Annotated in this window: 15 protein-coding genes; 10 read left to right on the plus strand and 5 right to left on the minus strand. The window is 44.4% G+C overall.

Annotated features, from left to right (window positions below):
* Window positions 1-132 precede the first annotated feature (132 nt).
* Together OW495_RS01905 and OW495_RS01910 are read left to right on the plus strand one after the other, a co-directional pair.
* Window positions 133-276, plus strand: coding sequence for a DUF2256 domain-containing protein (locus OW495_RS01905; protein WP_102307268.1), 144 nt, complete (start codon window positions 133-135; stop codon window positions 274-276).
* An 89-nt stretch (window positions 277-365) separates the two neighbouring features.
* Window positions 366-1,250: a PA4780 family RIO1-like protein kinase gene (locus OW495_RS01910; protein WP_280136710.1), complete on the plus strand. Its 885-nt coding sequence runs from the start codon at window positions 366-368 to the stop codon at window positions 1,248-1,250.
* Between the two features lie 199 nt (window positions 1,251-1,449).
* On the opposite strand, the gene OW495_RS01915 is transcribed toward OW495_RS01910, so the two are convergent.
* The 4 genes from OW495_RS01915 to OW495_RS01930 form a co-directional block, all read right to left on the minus strand.
* Window positions 1,450-2,190, minus strand: coding sequence for an SDR family oxidoreductase (locus OW495_RS01915; protein WP_102514598.1), 741 nt, complete (start codon window positions 2,188-2,190; stop codon window positions 1,450-1,452).
* Window positions 2,190-3,749: a cryptochrome/photolyase family protein gene (locus tag OW495_RS01920; protein ID WP_102514597.1), complete on the minus strand. Its 1,560-nt coding sequence runs from the start codon at window positions 3,747-3,749 to the stop codon at window positions 2,190-2,192. Before OW495_RS01920 ends, OW495_RS01915 begins: the two co-directional genes overlap by 1 nt.
* Window positions 3,746-5,140, minus strand: a complete 1,395-nt coding sequence (locus tag OW495_RS01925; protein WP_102514596.1) for a DASH family cryptochrome — start codon at window positions 5,138-5,140, stop codon at window positions 3,746-3,748. The genes OW495_RS01920 and OW495_RS01925 overlap by 4 nt, the downstream gene beginning before the upstream one ends.
* Before the next feature lie 236 nt (window positions 5,141-5,376).
* Entirely contained in the window at window positions 5,377-5,799 is a 423-nt protein-coding gene (locus OW495_RS01930; protein ID WP_102338937.1) for a universal stress protein, read from the minus strand.
* A gap of 243 nt (window positions 5,800-6,042) precedes the next feature.
* Here OW495_RS01930 and OW495_RS01935 point away from each other — a divergent pair, with 243 nt between their 5' ends.
* The 3 genes from OW495_RS01935 to OW495_RS01945 all read left to right on the plus strand — a co-directional run bounded on the left by OW495_RS01935 (window position 6,043) and on the right by OW495_RS01945 (window position 7,849).
* A complete protein-coding gene (locus OW495_RS01935; protein WP_076671826.1) occupies window positions 6,043-7,173 on the plus strand; it encodes a PcfJ domain-containing protein in 1,131 nt (376 codons plus the stop codon).
* Window positions 7,174-7,197: 24 nt separating this feature from the next.
* Entirely contained in the window at window positions 7,198-7,332 is a 135-nt protein-coding gene (locus tag OW495_RS01940) for a hypothetical protein (RefSeq protein WP_017107965.1), read from the plus strand.
* 64 nt (window positions 7,333-7,396) lie between these two features.
* Window positions 7,397-7,849 (plus strand): GNAT family N-acetyltransferase, encoded by a 453-nt coding sequence (locus tag OW495_RS01945; RefSeq protein WP_102514595.1) that lies wholly within the window; start codon window positions 7,397-7,399, stop codon window positions 7,847-7,849.
* A gap of 18 nt (window positions 7,850-7,867) precedes the next feature.
* Here OW495_RS01945 and OW495_RS01950 read toward each other — a convergent pair whose 3' ends face one another.
* Complete coding sequence (locus tag OW495_RS01950) at window positions 7,868-8,653, minus strand: 4'-phosphopantetheinyl transferase superfamily protein (protein ID WP_198599817.1); 786 nt, start codon at window positions 8,651-8,653, stop codon at window positions 7,868-7,870.
* Between the two features lie 240 nt (window positions 8,654-8,893).
* On the opposite strand from OW495_RS01950, the gene OW495_RS01955 reads away from it, so the two are divergent.
* From OW495_RS01955 to OW495_RS01975, 5 genes are all read left to right on the plus strand, one after another.
* The gene (locus tag OW495_RS01955) at window positions 8,894-9,673 is read left to right on the plus strand and encodes an ABC transporter ATP-binding protein (RefSeq protein WP_289884643.1); all 780 of its coding nucleotides are present in this window, start codon (window positions 8,894-8,896) and stop codon (window positions 9,671-9,673) included.
* Entirely contained in the window at window positions 9,670-10,608 is a 939-nt protein-coding gene (locus tag OW495_RS01960; RefSeq protein WP_102514592.1) for an ABC transporter substrate-binding protein, read from the plus strand. Before OW495_RS01955 ends, OW495_RS01960 begins: the two co-directional genes overlap by 4 nt.
* Window positions 10,605-12,581, plus strand: coding sequence for a Fe(3+)-hydroxamate ABC transporter permease FhuB (fhuB, locus tag OW495_RS01965; RefSeq protein ID WP_102514591.1), 1,977 nt, complete (start codon window positions 10,605-10,607; stop codon window positions 12,579-12,581). Before OW495_RS01960 ends, fhuB begins: the two co-directional genes overlap by 4 nt.
* A gap of 180 nt (window positions 12,582-12,761) precedes the next feature.
* Entirely contained in the window at window positions 12,762-14,417 is a 1,656-nt protein-coding gene (locus tag OW495_RS01970; RefSeq protein ID WP_102514590.1) for a multidrug ABC transporter permease/ATP-binding protein, read from the plus strand.
* 59 nt (window positions 14,418-14,476) lie between these two features.
* Window positions 14,477-14,689: an MbtH family NRPS accessory protein gene (locus OW495_RS01975; RefSeq protein ID WP_017110665.1), complete on the plus strand. Its 213-nt coding sequence runs from the start codon at window positions 14,477-14,479 to the stop codon at window positions 14,687-14,689.
* Window positions 14,690-14,742: the final 53 nt, after the last annotated feature.

Consider the following 14,742-nt stretch of genomic DNA (forward strand, 5'->3'; position numbering starts at 1 on the left):
ATCACACCGCCGCCACTCCTTAGAGTCAGCAACGATTAGAATACGGCGTCATTCCCTAAAGTGAGGGACGAGCGTAATAGGGAATCTTTCCTCAACGAATAGGTTAATGGATTCATCGGTAAGGGAGCGGTCATGCACAAGAAACAACATCTACCCACCAAGACATGCCCCGTTTGCCTCAAACCATTCTCATGGCGTAAAAAATGGCAACGCTGCTGGGAAGAGGTGATTTATTGCTCTGAACGCTGCCGTCGCCATAAGACAAAACCCACATAATCTCCCTTCATTTAAGAATCTATTGAGAATAACCACTCATTTAACGAGTTAATATTTTATCTGTCAGGTAACTCATGTATAAAGACGACATGAAGATACCTAAAAGAATACAGCCTTTAGTTGACGATGGTTTAGTCGACGAGGTGAAAAGCCAACTCATGAGTGGCAAAGAAGCGTCAGTGTACATAGTACGCTGTGGCGATACGATCCGTTGTGCCAAGGTGTACAAGGAAATAAGCCAACGTAGCTTTAAAAAAGCTACGGCATATCGAGAAGGGCGAAAAGTCCGCAATAGCCGTCGCGCTAGAGCGATGGAAAAAGGCTCTGGTTTCGGTCGCGAGCAACAAGAAAAAGTATGGCAAAGCGCTGAAGTGGATGCCTTGTATAAGCTGGCAGAAGCAGGCGTTCGCGTGCCGGTCCCTTATGGCTGCTTTGATGGCGTGCTGCTGATGGAGTTAGTCACTGATGACGAAGGCTATGTTGCCCCTAGATTGAATGATGTGGTGATGCCGCCTGAACAAGCGATTGAAGATCATGCGGTGATGATGACTTATGTCGTTAAGATGCTTTGCGTTGGTTTAATTCATGGCGACTTGTCTGAATTCAATGTATTGGTTGATGAATATGGTCCTGTGATTATCGATTTGCCGCAAGCGGTCGATGCATCTGCGAACAACAATGCTGAGTGGATGCTGACTCGTGATGTTAATAACATCCGTGACTATTATGCGCAATTTGCCCCTGAACTGGCGACCACTGAGTATGCTAAAGAAATGTGGGCACTGTTTGAGAAGGGTGATTTGAAGCCAGACAGCAAGCTAACGGGTGAGTTTACCGAAAGTGACGCCTTGGCAGATATTGATGCCATCATGCAAGAAATTGACGCAGCCCGCGCTGAAGAGCAAAGCCGCCGCGAGCGCGTGAAGGAAGAAAAAGAAGGTGTCGACGAGAGTAAGTTCAACTGGGCTGAGTAGCGGTAATAGTAAAGTAATGATCAGTGTTGATCCTTAGTTGAATCCTCAGAGAGTCCTTCATTGAAACGACATCTTTAGTTTTAACCAACAGCTTCGCGTTAACGACTAAACCCAACAGAGCCATAGCTTTGTTGGGTTTTCTATTTTTACCACTCATCAAATTTTACTATTCATCAAAGCCAGCGATTGGTATTCCTCCCTACCAAGTCAATTGCTCGCCATCATACGCGTAAAAATGCCCGCTTTTATCGGGTGTAGCCGTTCGAATGATGTCCACCAATTGATGGGCTACATAACTAGACTCAAACAACTTACCTTGCGGCACATTGGTTTGAAAGGGCTTAGATAGAGCCGTGTCGGTTGTACCAGGGTGGAGCGCCAACACTGTGCCTTTCTTCAATGTGCGTTGCCATTCAATCGACATGGTTTTGATGAACATGTTGAGTGCGGCTTTGGAAGAGCGATAGCTATACCATCCACCTAATCGATTGTCTGAAATGCTGCCGACTTTGGCCGATACCACAGCAAATTTTGGATTGTCACTGGCTTTAAGAATTGGCGTGAAGTGCTTGGCCAGTAACAAGCTAGGTAGGGTGTTTACCGAGATGTTTTTCAGAAAGAATTCTGGGTCGATAGAGGACAAATTCTTTTCAGGCCCTAGATCTGGCGTATGAAGAATACCCACGCAATTTATTAACCAATCCAATCGCTCGAATTGAGTGCTTAGTCGTTCAATATCAGCTTCGTTGGTGGCATCGACTTGGTGCCAATTTAAACGGTTATCTTCCAATTCTGGTCGTTGTGAATGATAAGTCGCGTCGACATGTACATCGAGAAAATCAAAGCGAGACAGCTCAGACAATAGGTGCTTAACCACGGCGAAACCAATACCGCCGCTGCCACCAATGACCAATATGTGTAATCTGAGTTGTTCCACCATTATAAGTTCTCCAAGTTAGTCAGTCGTTGCTCTGCGGTGTAGAGTATCGCTTGTTGGTCTTGCTCATCCATATTGTCCCAAGACCGATAAAGCATGCCCATTCGAGGGTTGCGATTTAAGGCCTCGCGATGTTTGTTCATGAAGCGCCAATACAAGCTGTTGAATGGACAAGAACTCTCGCCACTGCGCTCTTTAATTTGGTAATGACAGCCTTTGCAGTAATCACTCATGCGATTAATGTAAGAACCGCTGGCAGAGTATGGTTTGGTTCCGACGATCCCGCCATCAGCAAAAAGTGCCATACCTCGCGTATTCGGCATTTCGACCCACTCAATCGCATCAACATAAATACCAAGGTACCAACTGTCGACTTGGTCCGGAGCAATGCCCGTAATTAAGCAGAAGTTACCGGTGATCATGAGCCTTTGAATGTGGTGCGCATAAGCGAATTCCAGGGATTGATCAATCGCGTGCTTCATACAATTCATCTTGGTTTGCCCATCCCAAAAATAATGAGGCAACTGACGGTCTGCTGCGTAGTGGTTTTTGTTGGCGTAAGCAGGCATGTTTGACCAATAAACGCCGCGTATGTATTCTCTCCAACCTAGAATTTGGCGTACGAACCCTTCGACTTGTGCAATATCGATAGTGGGTGCGTTTAGCTTTGAAGAAGCCTGATAAGCCGACAGCGCTGCATCGATCACTTCTTGGGGGCTTAGCAGTTTACTGTTTAGCGAAAAGGAGAGGCGACTGTGATACAAACTCCATTTTGAATCGTGCTCGGTCGTCATTGCATCTTGAAACTGACCAAACAGCGGCAAACAGACTTGGCAGAACTGAGCAAGCAGAGACAGGCTTTGCGCTCGATTGACTGGCCATAACAACTGTTCGCCAACTTCACCAATGGTTTGAACTTGATGATGCTCGATGCGTTTTAAAATCTCAGAAATGTCGTTGGCAAACATTAATGGTTGCGGCAAGTTCTCGATGTCTTGTTTCTTTAGCTTCTTGCGATTGTTTGCATCGTAATTCCATTTTCCGCCAACCGGTTTGCCATCGTCGAGCAGGATGTCGAAACGCTTTCTCATTCGACGGTAGAAATGTTCCATCATGATGTGTTTGTCTTTAGGAAACTGGTTTTCAATCTCGTCAAACGGAAACAGGAAGTGCTCGGAATCTCTACAGCCTTTGGTTACTCCAGTTAACTTCAGCTTTGCCAGTTGTTGGAGAAGTCGATATTCATCTGGCCTTTGGTATTCAAATTTTTCAGCAGCAAACTCGTGGACGTAGTGTTGCAATAGAGCTTCGAGGTTTTCAAATTGAGTCGTGTCATCAAGAGTAAGGTAGAGTACCTGATGACCTTGTTGTTTTAGCTCGTCGGCAAAGTAGCCCATCGCAGAGAAAAAAGCGGCCACTTTTTGGATGTGCGATGCAACGTAGTCAGTCTCTTGCTTGAGTTCGGCAATGATATAAATGACGTCGTCATCAACCTGTTGAAACCAAGAGTGCTGGACATTGAGTTGGTCGCCTAAGACAAGGCGCACGGTTTTGAAGTTCATAACACATCCTGATTGTTAGTTAAGACAGGTTCTTTGCTGCTCGCATTCCACTTATTGATAAACGCATGGTCTGGATCGTACATATCCGTTTGCTTACCCAAATCAAAATGTCGTGATTTAGGTTTAGGTTGCTTAGCATTATTTTGCTTGTTGGCTTGGGTGTTTACCTGAGGTCTCAGCGCTCCGGCTATATACGCCCAATTGCCCCAGTTTGATGCCACGTCATAATCGATGAGTTGGCTCTCAAAATAGGCTGCACCGTGCCTCCAATCGAGCCCCAATTCGAAGATCAAACAGCTAGCGGCCAGCTGCCTTCCGCGATTAGACATATAGCCTGTTTCGTTAAGTTGGCGCATGCACGCATCGACAATCGGGTAGTTGGTATTGCCACTTTTCCATTTGGCGAAATTCAGGTTCGACGTTCCCGAGGAGTTTGGGGTGTTGAATTTTTGGTCTGAAGAATCACCGAATAACGATGAGCCCATAGATAAGCATTTCCAATAGAAATATTCGCGCCATAACAACTCAAAGTAGATCCAATAGGTTGAATCGTTACTGCCATGTTCGGTTTCGAACTGTTTCAAATGGCGATAAATCGTTTTAGGCGAAACGCAGCCGAGTGCCAACCACGGCGAAAACTTGGTTGAGTTTTCGATGCCGTCAAATGCGTTTCGAGTCTGTTTGTAGTTAAGGGCGTAATCATGTGAAAAGTAGTTTTCTAAATGCGCTAGTCCTGCGTCTTCGCCACCCAAATAATCGTTTGTTACTGCGCTTTCATCATTTGCTGAACTGAATAGTGGGATTGCCGATACTGGTGTTGGTGTTGGTGTTGGTATCACTGCTGGTGGAAGGCGTGTAATAACCGTCTCATCGCTATTAACGTCCAAGTGTTCGACTAGCTTTCTAAATTTGGTAAACGAGCTCGGGACTTTTGATAATTCAAACGGCAGCTCATGCGAGTCAAACAAGGTCGAGTGATGTGGCAAGCATTTTATTAAGTCAGGGTGACTGTTTTGTAGTGAATGAATCAATTGTCGCTCGTCGTAACCGCAGTGTGCATTGGCGAAAAAGTGGGTGACGTGTTGTGTCGCAATGATTTGGTCGAGTGTTTGCTCGGCTGCGTCTGGTTCTAAATGATTACTGTGAATCACGACAAGTTGCTGACCAAACTTAACTAAATTCGATTCTAGGTTAGTTATCGATTGTGAAACAAAAGTCTGGTGATGTGCACCATAACTTTGTTCTTGCGCGAAATCAGCAGAGAAACGAACCAAAGTGGGTTCGACAATCGCACAAATGAGCTTATCGACGCTCTGTGCAGCGTAATGGAACAATTGATTGTCGTTGATTCTTAAGTCGTTTGTAAAAAGATAGAGACCAATCTTTTTCATTACTTACACTCGTGATTTGTTAATTATTAGACGCTTACGAGTTGATAAGCCGACAAGATCACAAATGAACTCAGCAAGTGAGTGATAGTTGGATTGGGGCAAACAAGAAAATTGAAGAGGGGATGTAAGCCAACCAATAATACCGATAGAGGCTGGCTATTGAAGCCTGGCTTTATAAGCCAAACAGCTATTTTTTAAGAGCGACAGTCTTTAGGAACCGTGGGGCTCTAGAAGCTCTAGTCCATAGGAACGACGAGTATGTCGACGGGAGAAGAGTCTATCAATTGCTTTGAGTGCGAGATGATCTTATGCCAAAAATCGTGGTGATGACCACAAAGCATTAGGTCAATGTTGTGCGTTTTCACGGCATCCTTGAGTTTGTCATTCAAATCACCTGTACCTACAAAAATATGCTGAATCGGCTGTTTAGCGTAAGCCTCAAACTCTCTTAAGTGTTTTATCGCATCATCATTGACAGGTAAGTCACCATTATTTTGCTGAATATCAACGAGTTCTGGGTAGATTTCTCCGTGAGTACCGTCGATATAAACAAACGAAAGTTCCGTTTCTAGTTTGTTTGCGAAGAAGGTTGCTCTATCAATGAGTATTTTCGAGTCATCAGACATTTCAAGTGCGACCAGAATATGTCGGTATTCCATAATTAAAGCCTCTTGTTATTAGTGATGTTACAAGCATAGTTTCTCTCTAAGTAAATGATATCGAAGAGGTCTCATATTGCGTAAAATCATCATTCAAAGATCTTCTAAGTACTCTCGTATTTATATCGCTTTGATTGATAAGAAATTTACAAAAGGTTGTTATAGTGACTTTAGACCGAGCTTTCGTTTTTTTGCTATTAGATAAGCTCGATAGTCCAACGCGCCATTAACGAAGAGGCATCAATGACAGCATTACTTACCATTCCAACTCGCACATTAGGCTTTGACTACGATATTGAGATCAGTGATTGGTCGCAAAAGCTCGTGGGCTTTCATGTGTTTGAAGATGGTAGACGCCCGCTCGACGGTGGTATTGGTTTAAGCCTCAATCTTGTTGAACAATTTGATGTAAATGGTCGTTGGTTAGATTCGTTACCTGCTCGCTATCGTGAGATAACCGATGATTTTCCCGAGTATCAATATCAGATGCTTTGGTTGGCTGCGAACACTTATGAGGCGGCTCAACTGCTCGAATTACGACCGGTTATCTTGGCGTTGATCTGCATGAAGCACAGTGTCGATAACAAGAAAGCATTGGAACTGAGTCGCCTAGGGCAAAAGAGAATCTTAGCCAAACTGGGCTTAGACGGCAGTAAAGCAACACTCAAATTTATCGATAAGCTAGAGCTGCATTACAACATCGGTGATGAGCTTGACCACATTGTTCGCATTCTCGAACCGCTACAAAGACGCGTGCTCAAATTCAAACATTACTCTAAAGTAGGTTACACAGCGCTGCGTTTGGATCAGGTTCATCCATTTTTAACCGGCAGTCGATTAGGTATTGCAATGGTTGAAGAGGGAAGGCTCAATGCGCCTTCAAAGATGGCCATGTTCCAAGACGCGATTTTACTGGGTCAAGATTTGGAGATGGACGATCCATTACGCGCCATCACCAGTCAAAATTCCTTTGCTATGTTCGAGCAACTGCATGATAGATGGACAGAACAGCGTCAGTTACGCCGTCTAGAAGGAAATCGGCCTGTGGACATGGACATCCCTTATCCAGTTCCTTTACTTGGTAATGACAACATTCATCCGCTTACTGACTACTACGACCTTGAACAAGAAGGCGTGGAACAGAAACATTGTATTGGCGTCTATCACAATCGAATCATGAGCGACCGCTATGTGGTGTTTCGAATGCTTAAGCCTCAGCGCTTAACCATTGGCCTACGCCGTGTTCCAAGCAAAGCCTTTCCGTTTGAAATTGACCAGATTTGTGGGAAACGAAATGCACCGCCATCTGAGTCTGCTCGCCAAGTTATTCATGATTGGTTAGAAGCGAGTAAGCAAAAGTATCCGAAGCAATAGCTGTGACGTAGAAGGAATAACAGGATGTTTCAACAAGGTGATTTATGCCCGCATTGTGGCTTGATTATTGTGATGCCAACGGATTTGCAAGCCGAATGCTTGGGGTGTGGCGAAGAAATCAATGAAGATCCAGCAGACAGTTACGAAGAAGAAGAGTAGCTTTATCCACACTGATATAAACCAAGGCTAGGATGGCCAAATTACCCTTCAAAGGATGGAAAAAATGCAGAAAGTAATCTTTAGAAATTGTGATGAAAGCTCACCTTGTTGGAGTGAATTAGAAGGCTTATTTCAAAGCGAATGGTCTGATTTCAAGTTTAAAGATACGTATAAAGACAGCGTGCAACTTCCCCCAGTAATAACAGTACTTCGCGATAATGTGGTCATTGGTGGCTTGGCATATTCCCATTTTCAGGAACCTCATCAAGTGCGGGATGTTGTGTGGATCAACGCCGTGTTTGTTGTACCTCAATGGCGCGGCCAAGGTATTGCGAGTGAATTGATTAAACGAGCTGTTGAACAGATGCCAGATTATTATCAATCCCAACCCTCGAAAGATTCAACGTCTAAGTTGTACGCCTACACCAATATTGAGCCTTTGTACCTTTCCCTTGGTTGGTCAATTGTCGAGATTGAAACCGAACCCAATCATCACGTCGTGAGCGTTTCGTTTTAGATTCAAACAAAATAGTCGCTATGTATCTGCCGAGTAGTAACACACCGTCAGGTATGCGTTCTCTTGTGCTAAATGGTCATATTGGCAAATTATACTCTCCGATTTATCGCCGTTTAAATCATGACTCTCTGAATCGGAAATCTGCGAAGTGATATCTTTGGACAATTCGAATTGAACTGTATTTTTGTCAATCGCGATCAATATTGCCGAGTTAAAATCTAGTCCTCTTGAAACAAAGCGAGCCAATGCTTTGTAAATAGCCTCCTTAGCCGAAAACAGCAATGTCACAGCTTCAGCTCGAGTTAATCCATACCTCACCACCAAATCGACCTCTTGTACGGTCGCGACTATGTTCTCGATATCATCACAAACTTCATGGGAGATTCGGTGTTGTATATCGACCCCAATGTTTTCTTTGTTCGTATGAGAAGAAGGTAAAACTGCCACAGTGGCTAAGTCGTTACTATGGGAAATAGAACCAATTACACCATTTGGCAGACGTGGACTTCGGTCGATATTCGGTTCTAGGGGCTTATGTGAAAAGCCCAGACTTTTTAATCCCCTCGCGACTAAATAACGTCCCGCAAAATACTCCGCCTTTCTTTTGTCGACCGATTGAGTGATCGCGATAGGGCAGTACACGTTTGTTATATAAAACAAATTGTCGTCAAAGCTTTGTTGATCAAACTGCGCAACATGGATTTCAATCCCCTTAGCTTTACAGTTACATTCTTTTTGAAAGTTAAATTCGGCCACAATAAATGGATGATCCGTTGGTAGTGGACGAAAGGTGTTGTTCATCATTAGCTTAACCATTTTGCAACAAGGTGAATAATCAATAATAAGCATCCATTATTCATGGTAAGGACCTCTAACCCACTAAAAAATAGGGGAAAAGGTCGTATGGTATATAGTTTAATCTAAATGAAAATCGTTTGCATTAGAGTTTTCGCAAGTGTATAAATGTTTGTCTGTTAATGATTTTATGAATATGTTCGTATTTCATTAATTTTTTAGTGAATGATGTGTTTTAAGGTTGAAGATATGCTCGAAGCAAAGGGACTCGGTTTTAGCGTAGGGGATAAGCAATTGCTCAAGACATTTGATGTGTCGTTTGAGCAAGGAAAAATCTACGCTTTGGTTGGGCATAACGGCTCGGGGAAATCGACCTTATTAAAGTTGCTAGCGAAGCAACAGCACGCCACTTCAGGCGATATTTTCCTGAAAGATAAAGCGGTCGCTAAATGGTCTGATAAGGACTTCGCACAGCAAATTGCTTACTTACCTCAACATTTACCTGCAACCGACAGTTTATCCGGCAAAGACCTGGTGAGCTTTGGTCGCTACCCTTGGCACGGCTTATTGGGTCGACTTTCAAGTAAAGATAAGCAATACGTTGATGAGGCGATGAAACTTACCGACACAACGCATTACGCTGATCGTTTGGTGGATACCTTATCGGGTGGTGAATGCCAGCGTGTGTGGCTTGCAATGCTGTTGGCTCAACGCACCAAATACCTTTTGTTGGATGAGCCTTTAGCAGCGCTCGATATTGGTCATCAGATTGAAATGCTGACATTGATTAAGCGCCTAAGTGAAACATTAGAGATTGGCGTGATCATCGTGATACACGATATCAACATGGCAGCGCGCTTTTGCGATCATATTATTGCCCTCCATAGCGGGGAGCTATTGGTAGAAGGTAAAGTTGATGAGGTGTTCAAAGAGTCGATATTGAAAGATATCTATGGTGTGCCTATGCACATTGCTCAACACTCGGCGGGTTACCCAGTCGCGATGCCTGGCAATTTGGAGCCAGCATGATGTTCAAACAGTCTTTCCAATCAATATTATATCGCTCGCACGTTAATCGTACACTTATCTCAAGTGTTGTTATCTCTAGCTTACTGGCGTTTTCTCCAATTTCGTCAGCCAGTCAAGAGGCGTCTGAGTTGAATGATGGCGATAGACCTAAATTGGTTTCCATCGACTGGACTCACACTGAAACGCTTTTGGCGTTGGGCGTTACTCCTATTGCGGTAGCGCAAATTCCCGATTACAACTCGTGGGTAAAGTCTCCTCAAATCCCGTCAACTGTTGCGGATGTCGGCTTACGAACACAGCCAAACCTTGAACGCATTCATGAGCTCAAACCGGACAAGATATTACTCTCTCCAATGTTTTCAACGCTGGAGACTCAACTCAGCAAAATTGCCCCTGTCACGACCATTGGTTTGTACCGAAGCGGTGATGTCGATTGGTCAGCGTTAGAAACGGTTACCCGAAAGTTAGCAAAGGTCTCTGAAAAACAATCTCAAGCTGAAGTTTTGATTCAGAAAGCGAATGCTGAAATGGGTCGTTTAGGTACTCAGCTACCAAACAATGTGCCTGCAATGTTGATGGTGCAATTCATGGACACTAATCACGTTCGCGTTTTTGGGGATAACAGCCTATACAAAGCTTCAGTAAACAAGATTGGCCTTGAATCAGCATGGAAGGCGCAAACCAACGCTTGGGGCTACAGCTTGGTTGGTGTCGATCAGCTTATTGGCGTTAAAGGTCAAATCGTGATTATTTCGCCAATGCCAGCAGGGACTGAAGAGAGCCTTAAAGCAAATCAGTTTTGGCAATACATTGTGAAAGAGTCGGGTTATCCCGCGCTACAAGTACCAGCGGTGTGGAGCTTCGGGGCGATACCTTCTGCAACACGCTTTGCAAGGTTCATTGTTTCTGAATTGAACCAAGGAGGCGTGCTATGAGAGCTCTCTCGTTTGGTGTTTTGACTCTTTTAATGGTTTCTACATTGGCTCTAATTGGGCAACACTTATCTGTCTCTCAGTTCGGATTGAGCCGACTTTCTAGCTTGTGGACCGCTGATTTCACTTCTCCTGAGTCAGTGAAACTGCATTTGGCTTGGTGGCCGAGGTTATTCACGACATTGTTATCTGGCGCAGCGTTGGCAGTGGCGGGTGTCTTGATGCAACAGGTGCTCAGAAACCCTTTGGCTTCACCGTCTACGTTAGGTGTCGCGAGCGGTTCGAGCTTTGCACTTATGTTAGCGACACTCTATGCCCCTTGGCTTTTAGAGTGGTCTTATTCGTTGGTGGCACTTGTTGGTGGCGTCACTACGATTGGTTTGGTGTTTGTTTTGTCTTGGCGACGTGCTTTATCTCCAACCGTCGTGATTGTCTCTGGCTTAGTCGTGAACCTCTATTTTGGCGCTGTGAGTACTGTCTTGTTAATGATGAACCAAGACAAACTGAATGGCTTAATGATTTGGGGCGCAGGTTCATTGGTTCAAACCGGGTGGGAAGATGTTCAGTACTTGGCTCCACGCTTAGCGATTGCGACTCTCATGGCGTTTCTGTTCGTAAAACCACTGAGCTTGCTTCAGTTATCAGAACAGGGCGCTAAGAGCTTAGGTGTTTCGTTACCAAAATTAAGAGTCGCTTGTCTCGGTTTGGCGGTTTTGCTGACGGCTTGGGTTGTGAGTGCTGTTGGTGTTATTGGATTCGTTGGTTTAGCAGCTCCTGCGTTAGCACGCTTGATGGGTGTGCACCGTTTAGTGCCTAAGTTATTGGTATCTATGCTGTTAGGTGGCTTGTTGTTAAGTCTTACCGATCTGCTTATTCAACAGTTGCCGGGCATCATGTCTATGTTTGTCCCGACAGGAGCTGCAACGGCTGCGTTAGGTGCTCCACTGTTGTTGTGGTTGCTGCCCAAGTTGTCCATGAAAAGTCAGTCACAAACACAAACTGTATTAACGCGTCATAAGGAAGTAGCTTCTCGCTTAAACAAGCATTCAGTGGTATTGGCCAGCTTGTTTATTGCGATGTCGCTGGTCGTGTTTAGTTTGTTCTCTGTACAAACTGAAGGTTGGCGTTGGTTATTTCAAACTCAAGACTGGGCAATGCTCGAATGGCGTTTACCTCGATTAACGGCAGCGGCATTAGCGGGCAGCATGTTGGCAGTCGCTGGTACGATCGTTCAGCGTTTGAGTGGCAACCCAATGGCCAGCCCAGAAGTGATTGGTATCAGTTCTGGTACGGCATTAGGTTTGATTATCGCAATCTTTGCGGGCTTTGGCAGCAGCGTGGTTGGCCTTTATGTCGGTGGCTTTATTGGCGCGGTCTGTACTTTGGGCATCATTGTTGTGCTTAACCAAAAGTCGGGCTTCCAACCGGAAAGAGTACTATTAACAGGCGTTGCGATAACGGCACTGATGAACGCTGTGCAAAGTTTTGTATTGGCAGGCGGTGATCCAAGAAGTTATCAAGTTCTGGCTTGGTTGGCAGGTTCAACGTATTACGTCACCGAGGTAACACTCGTGCCGTTACTGATATCTTCGGTTGTATTTATCTCGTTAGGTTTTCTCTGTGCGCGATGGTTGGATGTGTTGCCATTAGGGCAGGCGAGTGCCCAATCTCTTGGTATCAATGTATCAAGATCTCGAATTCTATTGTTGGTGCTGGTGGCATGTTTAACCGTGAGCGCAACGCTGGTGGTTGGTCCATTAAGCTTTATTGGTTTGATGGCTCCACACATGGCGAGATTATTTGGTTATAGCCGTGCTAAAGAGCACCTGATCTGTTCTTCGTTAATTGGTATGGCACTGATGTTGTTCTCGGATTGGCTTGGTAGACAGTGGCTTTACCCACAAGAGATCCCAGCAGGATTGGTGGCTTCGATTATCGGTGGCATGTACTTGATGTGGGGCTTAAGAAGGTTATAGCAGTCGCTTGTAGTCCTTGTCGTTAATTATCGCGATTACTGAACACTAGTAACGGGTGTCTGTTGAATTAACGGGTTTAGCTTCTAGAGGCCAAGACTAAACAACAAGATTATCGTACTTGGTTTATACGGGTTTATCTTTTTCTTTATTGATAATAATTAATTGAATGGTGTATATGAAATGGGATTGATCCTATTGCTGGCTGAAAAACAGAAAAAGTCACTGTTGTTCGTGATCTTATTGAGTATTGCGAGTGCGTTCTTGAGCGTGGGCGTGATTGCGTTTATCCAGCATAAGTTACTTGAAAGCAGTGGTCCACTTTCCAATACCCTAATTCAGTTTACTTTGCTGCTGATTGGTTTGTTGGTGACAGCCACCGTTGCTCAAGTTGCTCTCCATAAACTGGGACATAAATTCGTTTATAACAAGCGTTGTGAATTGGTCTCTCAACTGTTGAATACCGATATAGAACAAGTCGAGAAGGTTGGAAGTGCAGGGGTACTCGCGTCACTTAATACTGACATTCGAAATATCACTATCGCATTCGTACATTTGCCTGAGCTGATTTATGGCTTGGTGTTAACGGTGGTGGCATTGGTCTACCTGGCTTTTTTGTCTATGCCTCTGTTTGTTGTCAGCGTTTTAATGCTGTCGTTAACCGGTGTCATTGGCTATCTGCTTGTTACGCGCATCACTAAACACGTTAAACAGGTTCGTGAGTACGACGACAAGTTGTATCACGATTACCAGTCCTTAATTGATGGTCGTAAGGAGCTATCTTTAAACCCATTCAGAGCTAAGCGTTACTTTGATGAAACGTTTTCAGTCAATGCTGAAGGTTACCGCAATCAAGTGACACAGGCCGATATCCTAAATGGTTTTGCTGCCAACATGGCGAACACCGTGGTATTGGCGCTGATTGGTTTGAACTTTTACCTAGCGACTGGTTTAGGTTGGGCGACGTTAGAAGTCGCATCTACATTCGCATTGGTTGTGTTGTTTATGAGAACACCATTGATGTCTGCAGTAGGTTCAATTCCAACCTTGATTACTGCCAATATTTCGATGAAGAAGTTGTCGTCGTTAGAGTTGAGTACCGATCGAAGCTTGAGTCCGAAATCGGCAAAAACCAAAGTATTCAACACACTAGAACTCGTGGGAGCGAGCTATCGATATCGCTCAGATTTTGATGGCGACGCATTCAGCGTAGGTCCAATCGATTTTAAAATAGAACGCGGTGAACACATCTTCATTATTGGTGGAAATGGCAGTGGTAAGTCGACCTTTGCTCGTTTGCTTACCGGGCTCTACCGACCGCATTCTGGCCAAGTTTATGTTGATGGTAATGAGGTGGCTCAAGCGCACTGGCAAGATTATCGCCATCAATTCTCGGCTGTGTTCAGTGATTTTCATCTATTCCATCAAATTGTCGATGGTGAAGGTCAAGACATCGATAGCAAAGATATTGACGAGTGGATGGTACGTCTTGAAATGGCTCATAAGGTCGATCACAAGCAAGGTAAGTTGAGTGATGTTCGCTATTCACAAGGTCAACGAAAGCGACTGGCACTGATGATGTCAGTACTCGAAAAACGCGGTTGTATTCTGCTTGATGAATGGGCCGCTGATCAGGACCCACGCTTTAGAAAACTTTTTTACCGCCAGTTACTACCATTGCTTAAACAGCGTGGGGTGACTGTAATCGCGATTACTCATGATGACGCTTATTTTGATGCCGCAGACCGCATTTTCAAAATGGATACCGGCAATCTTATTGAGTTGAGTAAAGGGAATTTGGCTCAAGCGCACCAAGCACTAGAAAGTGTTGTCGCTTGAGTTTTTAAGAGCCGAGTTAGGCTCAAAAACATAATAAAACAAAGTTAGTTGAGGAAAGAATGAGTATCGATAGCCCAAATACGGAATTTACCGTTGTTATAAACGAACAAGAACAATACAGCATTTGGCCAACCTACCACTTAGTGCCCAATGGTTGGACTGAGGTCGGTGTAAAAGGCAAAAAAGAACATTGTCTTGCGCACATCCGAGAAGTTTGGACTGATATGCGTCCGAAAAGTTTACGCGACGCGATAGACGCTCTAGAACACTAAACCCGTTTAACTTTTAGTTAGCACCTGTACTTTTCGCCTATAACGGGCGAATT

Source organism: Vibrio sp. 14N.309.X.WAT.E.F5 (genome assembly GCF_030397615.1).
GTDB classification, from domain to species: domain Bacteria; phylum Pseudomonadota; class Gammaproteobacteria; order Enterobacterales; family Vibrionaceae; genus Vibrio; species Vibrio lentus.

What these genes read in the sequence shown, in the direction of transcription:
- OW495_RS01905 (WP_102307268.1), top strand. Translation starts at nt 133, where the DNA reads ATGCACAAGAAACAACATCTACCCACCAAGACATGCCCCGTTTGCCTC.
- OW495_RS01910 (WP_280136710.1), top strand. Translation starts at nt 366, where the DNA reads ATGAAGATACCTAAAAGAATACAGCCTTTAGTTGACGATGGTTTAGTC.
- OW495_RS01915 (WP_102514598.1), bottom strand. Translation starts at nt 2,190, where the DNA reads ATGGTGGAACAACTCAGATTACACATATTGGTCATTGGTGGCAGCGGC.
- OW495_RS01920 (WP_102514597.1), bottom strand. Translation starts at nt 3,749, where the DNA reads ATGAACTTCAAAACCGTGCGCCTTGTCTTAGGCGACCAACTCAATGTC.
- OW495_RS01925 (WP_102514596.1), bottom strand. Translation starts at nt 5,140, where the DNA reads ATGAAAAAGATTGGTCTCTATCTTTTTACAAACGACTTAAGAATCAAC.
- OW495_RS01930 (WP_102338937.1), bottom strand. Translation starts at nt 5,799, where the DNA reads ATGGAATACCGACATATTCTGGTCGCACTTGAAATGTCTGATGACTCG.
- OW495_RS01935 (WP_076671826.1), top strand. Translation starts at nt 6,043, where the DNA reads ATGACAGCATTACTTACCATTCCAACTCGCACATTAGGCTTTGACTAC.
- OW495_RS01940 (WP_017107965.1), top strand. Translation starts at nt 7,198, where the DNA reads ATGTTTCAACAAGGTGATTTATGCCCGCATTGTGGCTTGATTATTGTG.
- OW495_RS01945 (WP_102514595.1), top strand. Translation starts at nt 7,397, where the DNA reads ATGCAGAAAGTAATCTTTAGAAATTGTGATGAAAGCTCACCTTGTTGG.
- OW495_RS01950 (WP_198599817.1), bottom strand. Translation starts at nt 8,653, where the DNA reads ATGATGAACAACACCTTTCGTCCACTACCAACGGATCATCCATTTATT.
- OW495_RS01955 (WP_289884643.1), top strand. Translation starts at nt 8,894, where the DNA reads ATGCTCGAAGCAAAGGGACTCGGTTTTAGCGTAGGGGATAAGCAATTG.
- OW495_RS01960 (WP_102514592.1), top strand. Translation starts at nt 9,670, where the DNA reads ATGATGTTCAAACAGTCTTTCCAATCAATATTATATCGCTCGCACGTT.
- fhuB (WP_102514591.1), top strand. Translation starts at nt 10,605, where the DNA reads ATGAGAGCTCTCTCGTTTGGTGTTTTGACTCTTTTAATGGTTTCTACA.
- OW495_RS01970 (WP_102514590.1), top strand. Translation starts at nt 12,762, where the DNA reads ATGGGATTGATCCTATTGCTGGCTGAAAAACAGAAAAAGTCACTGTTG.
- OW495_RS01975 (WP_017110665.1), top strand. Translation starts at nt 14,477, where the DNA reads ATGAGTATCGATAGCCCAAATACGGAATTTACCGTTGTTATAAACGAA.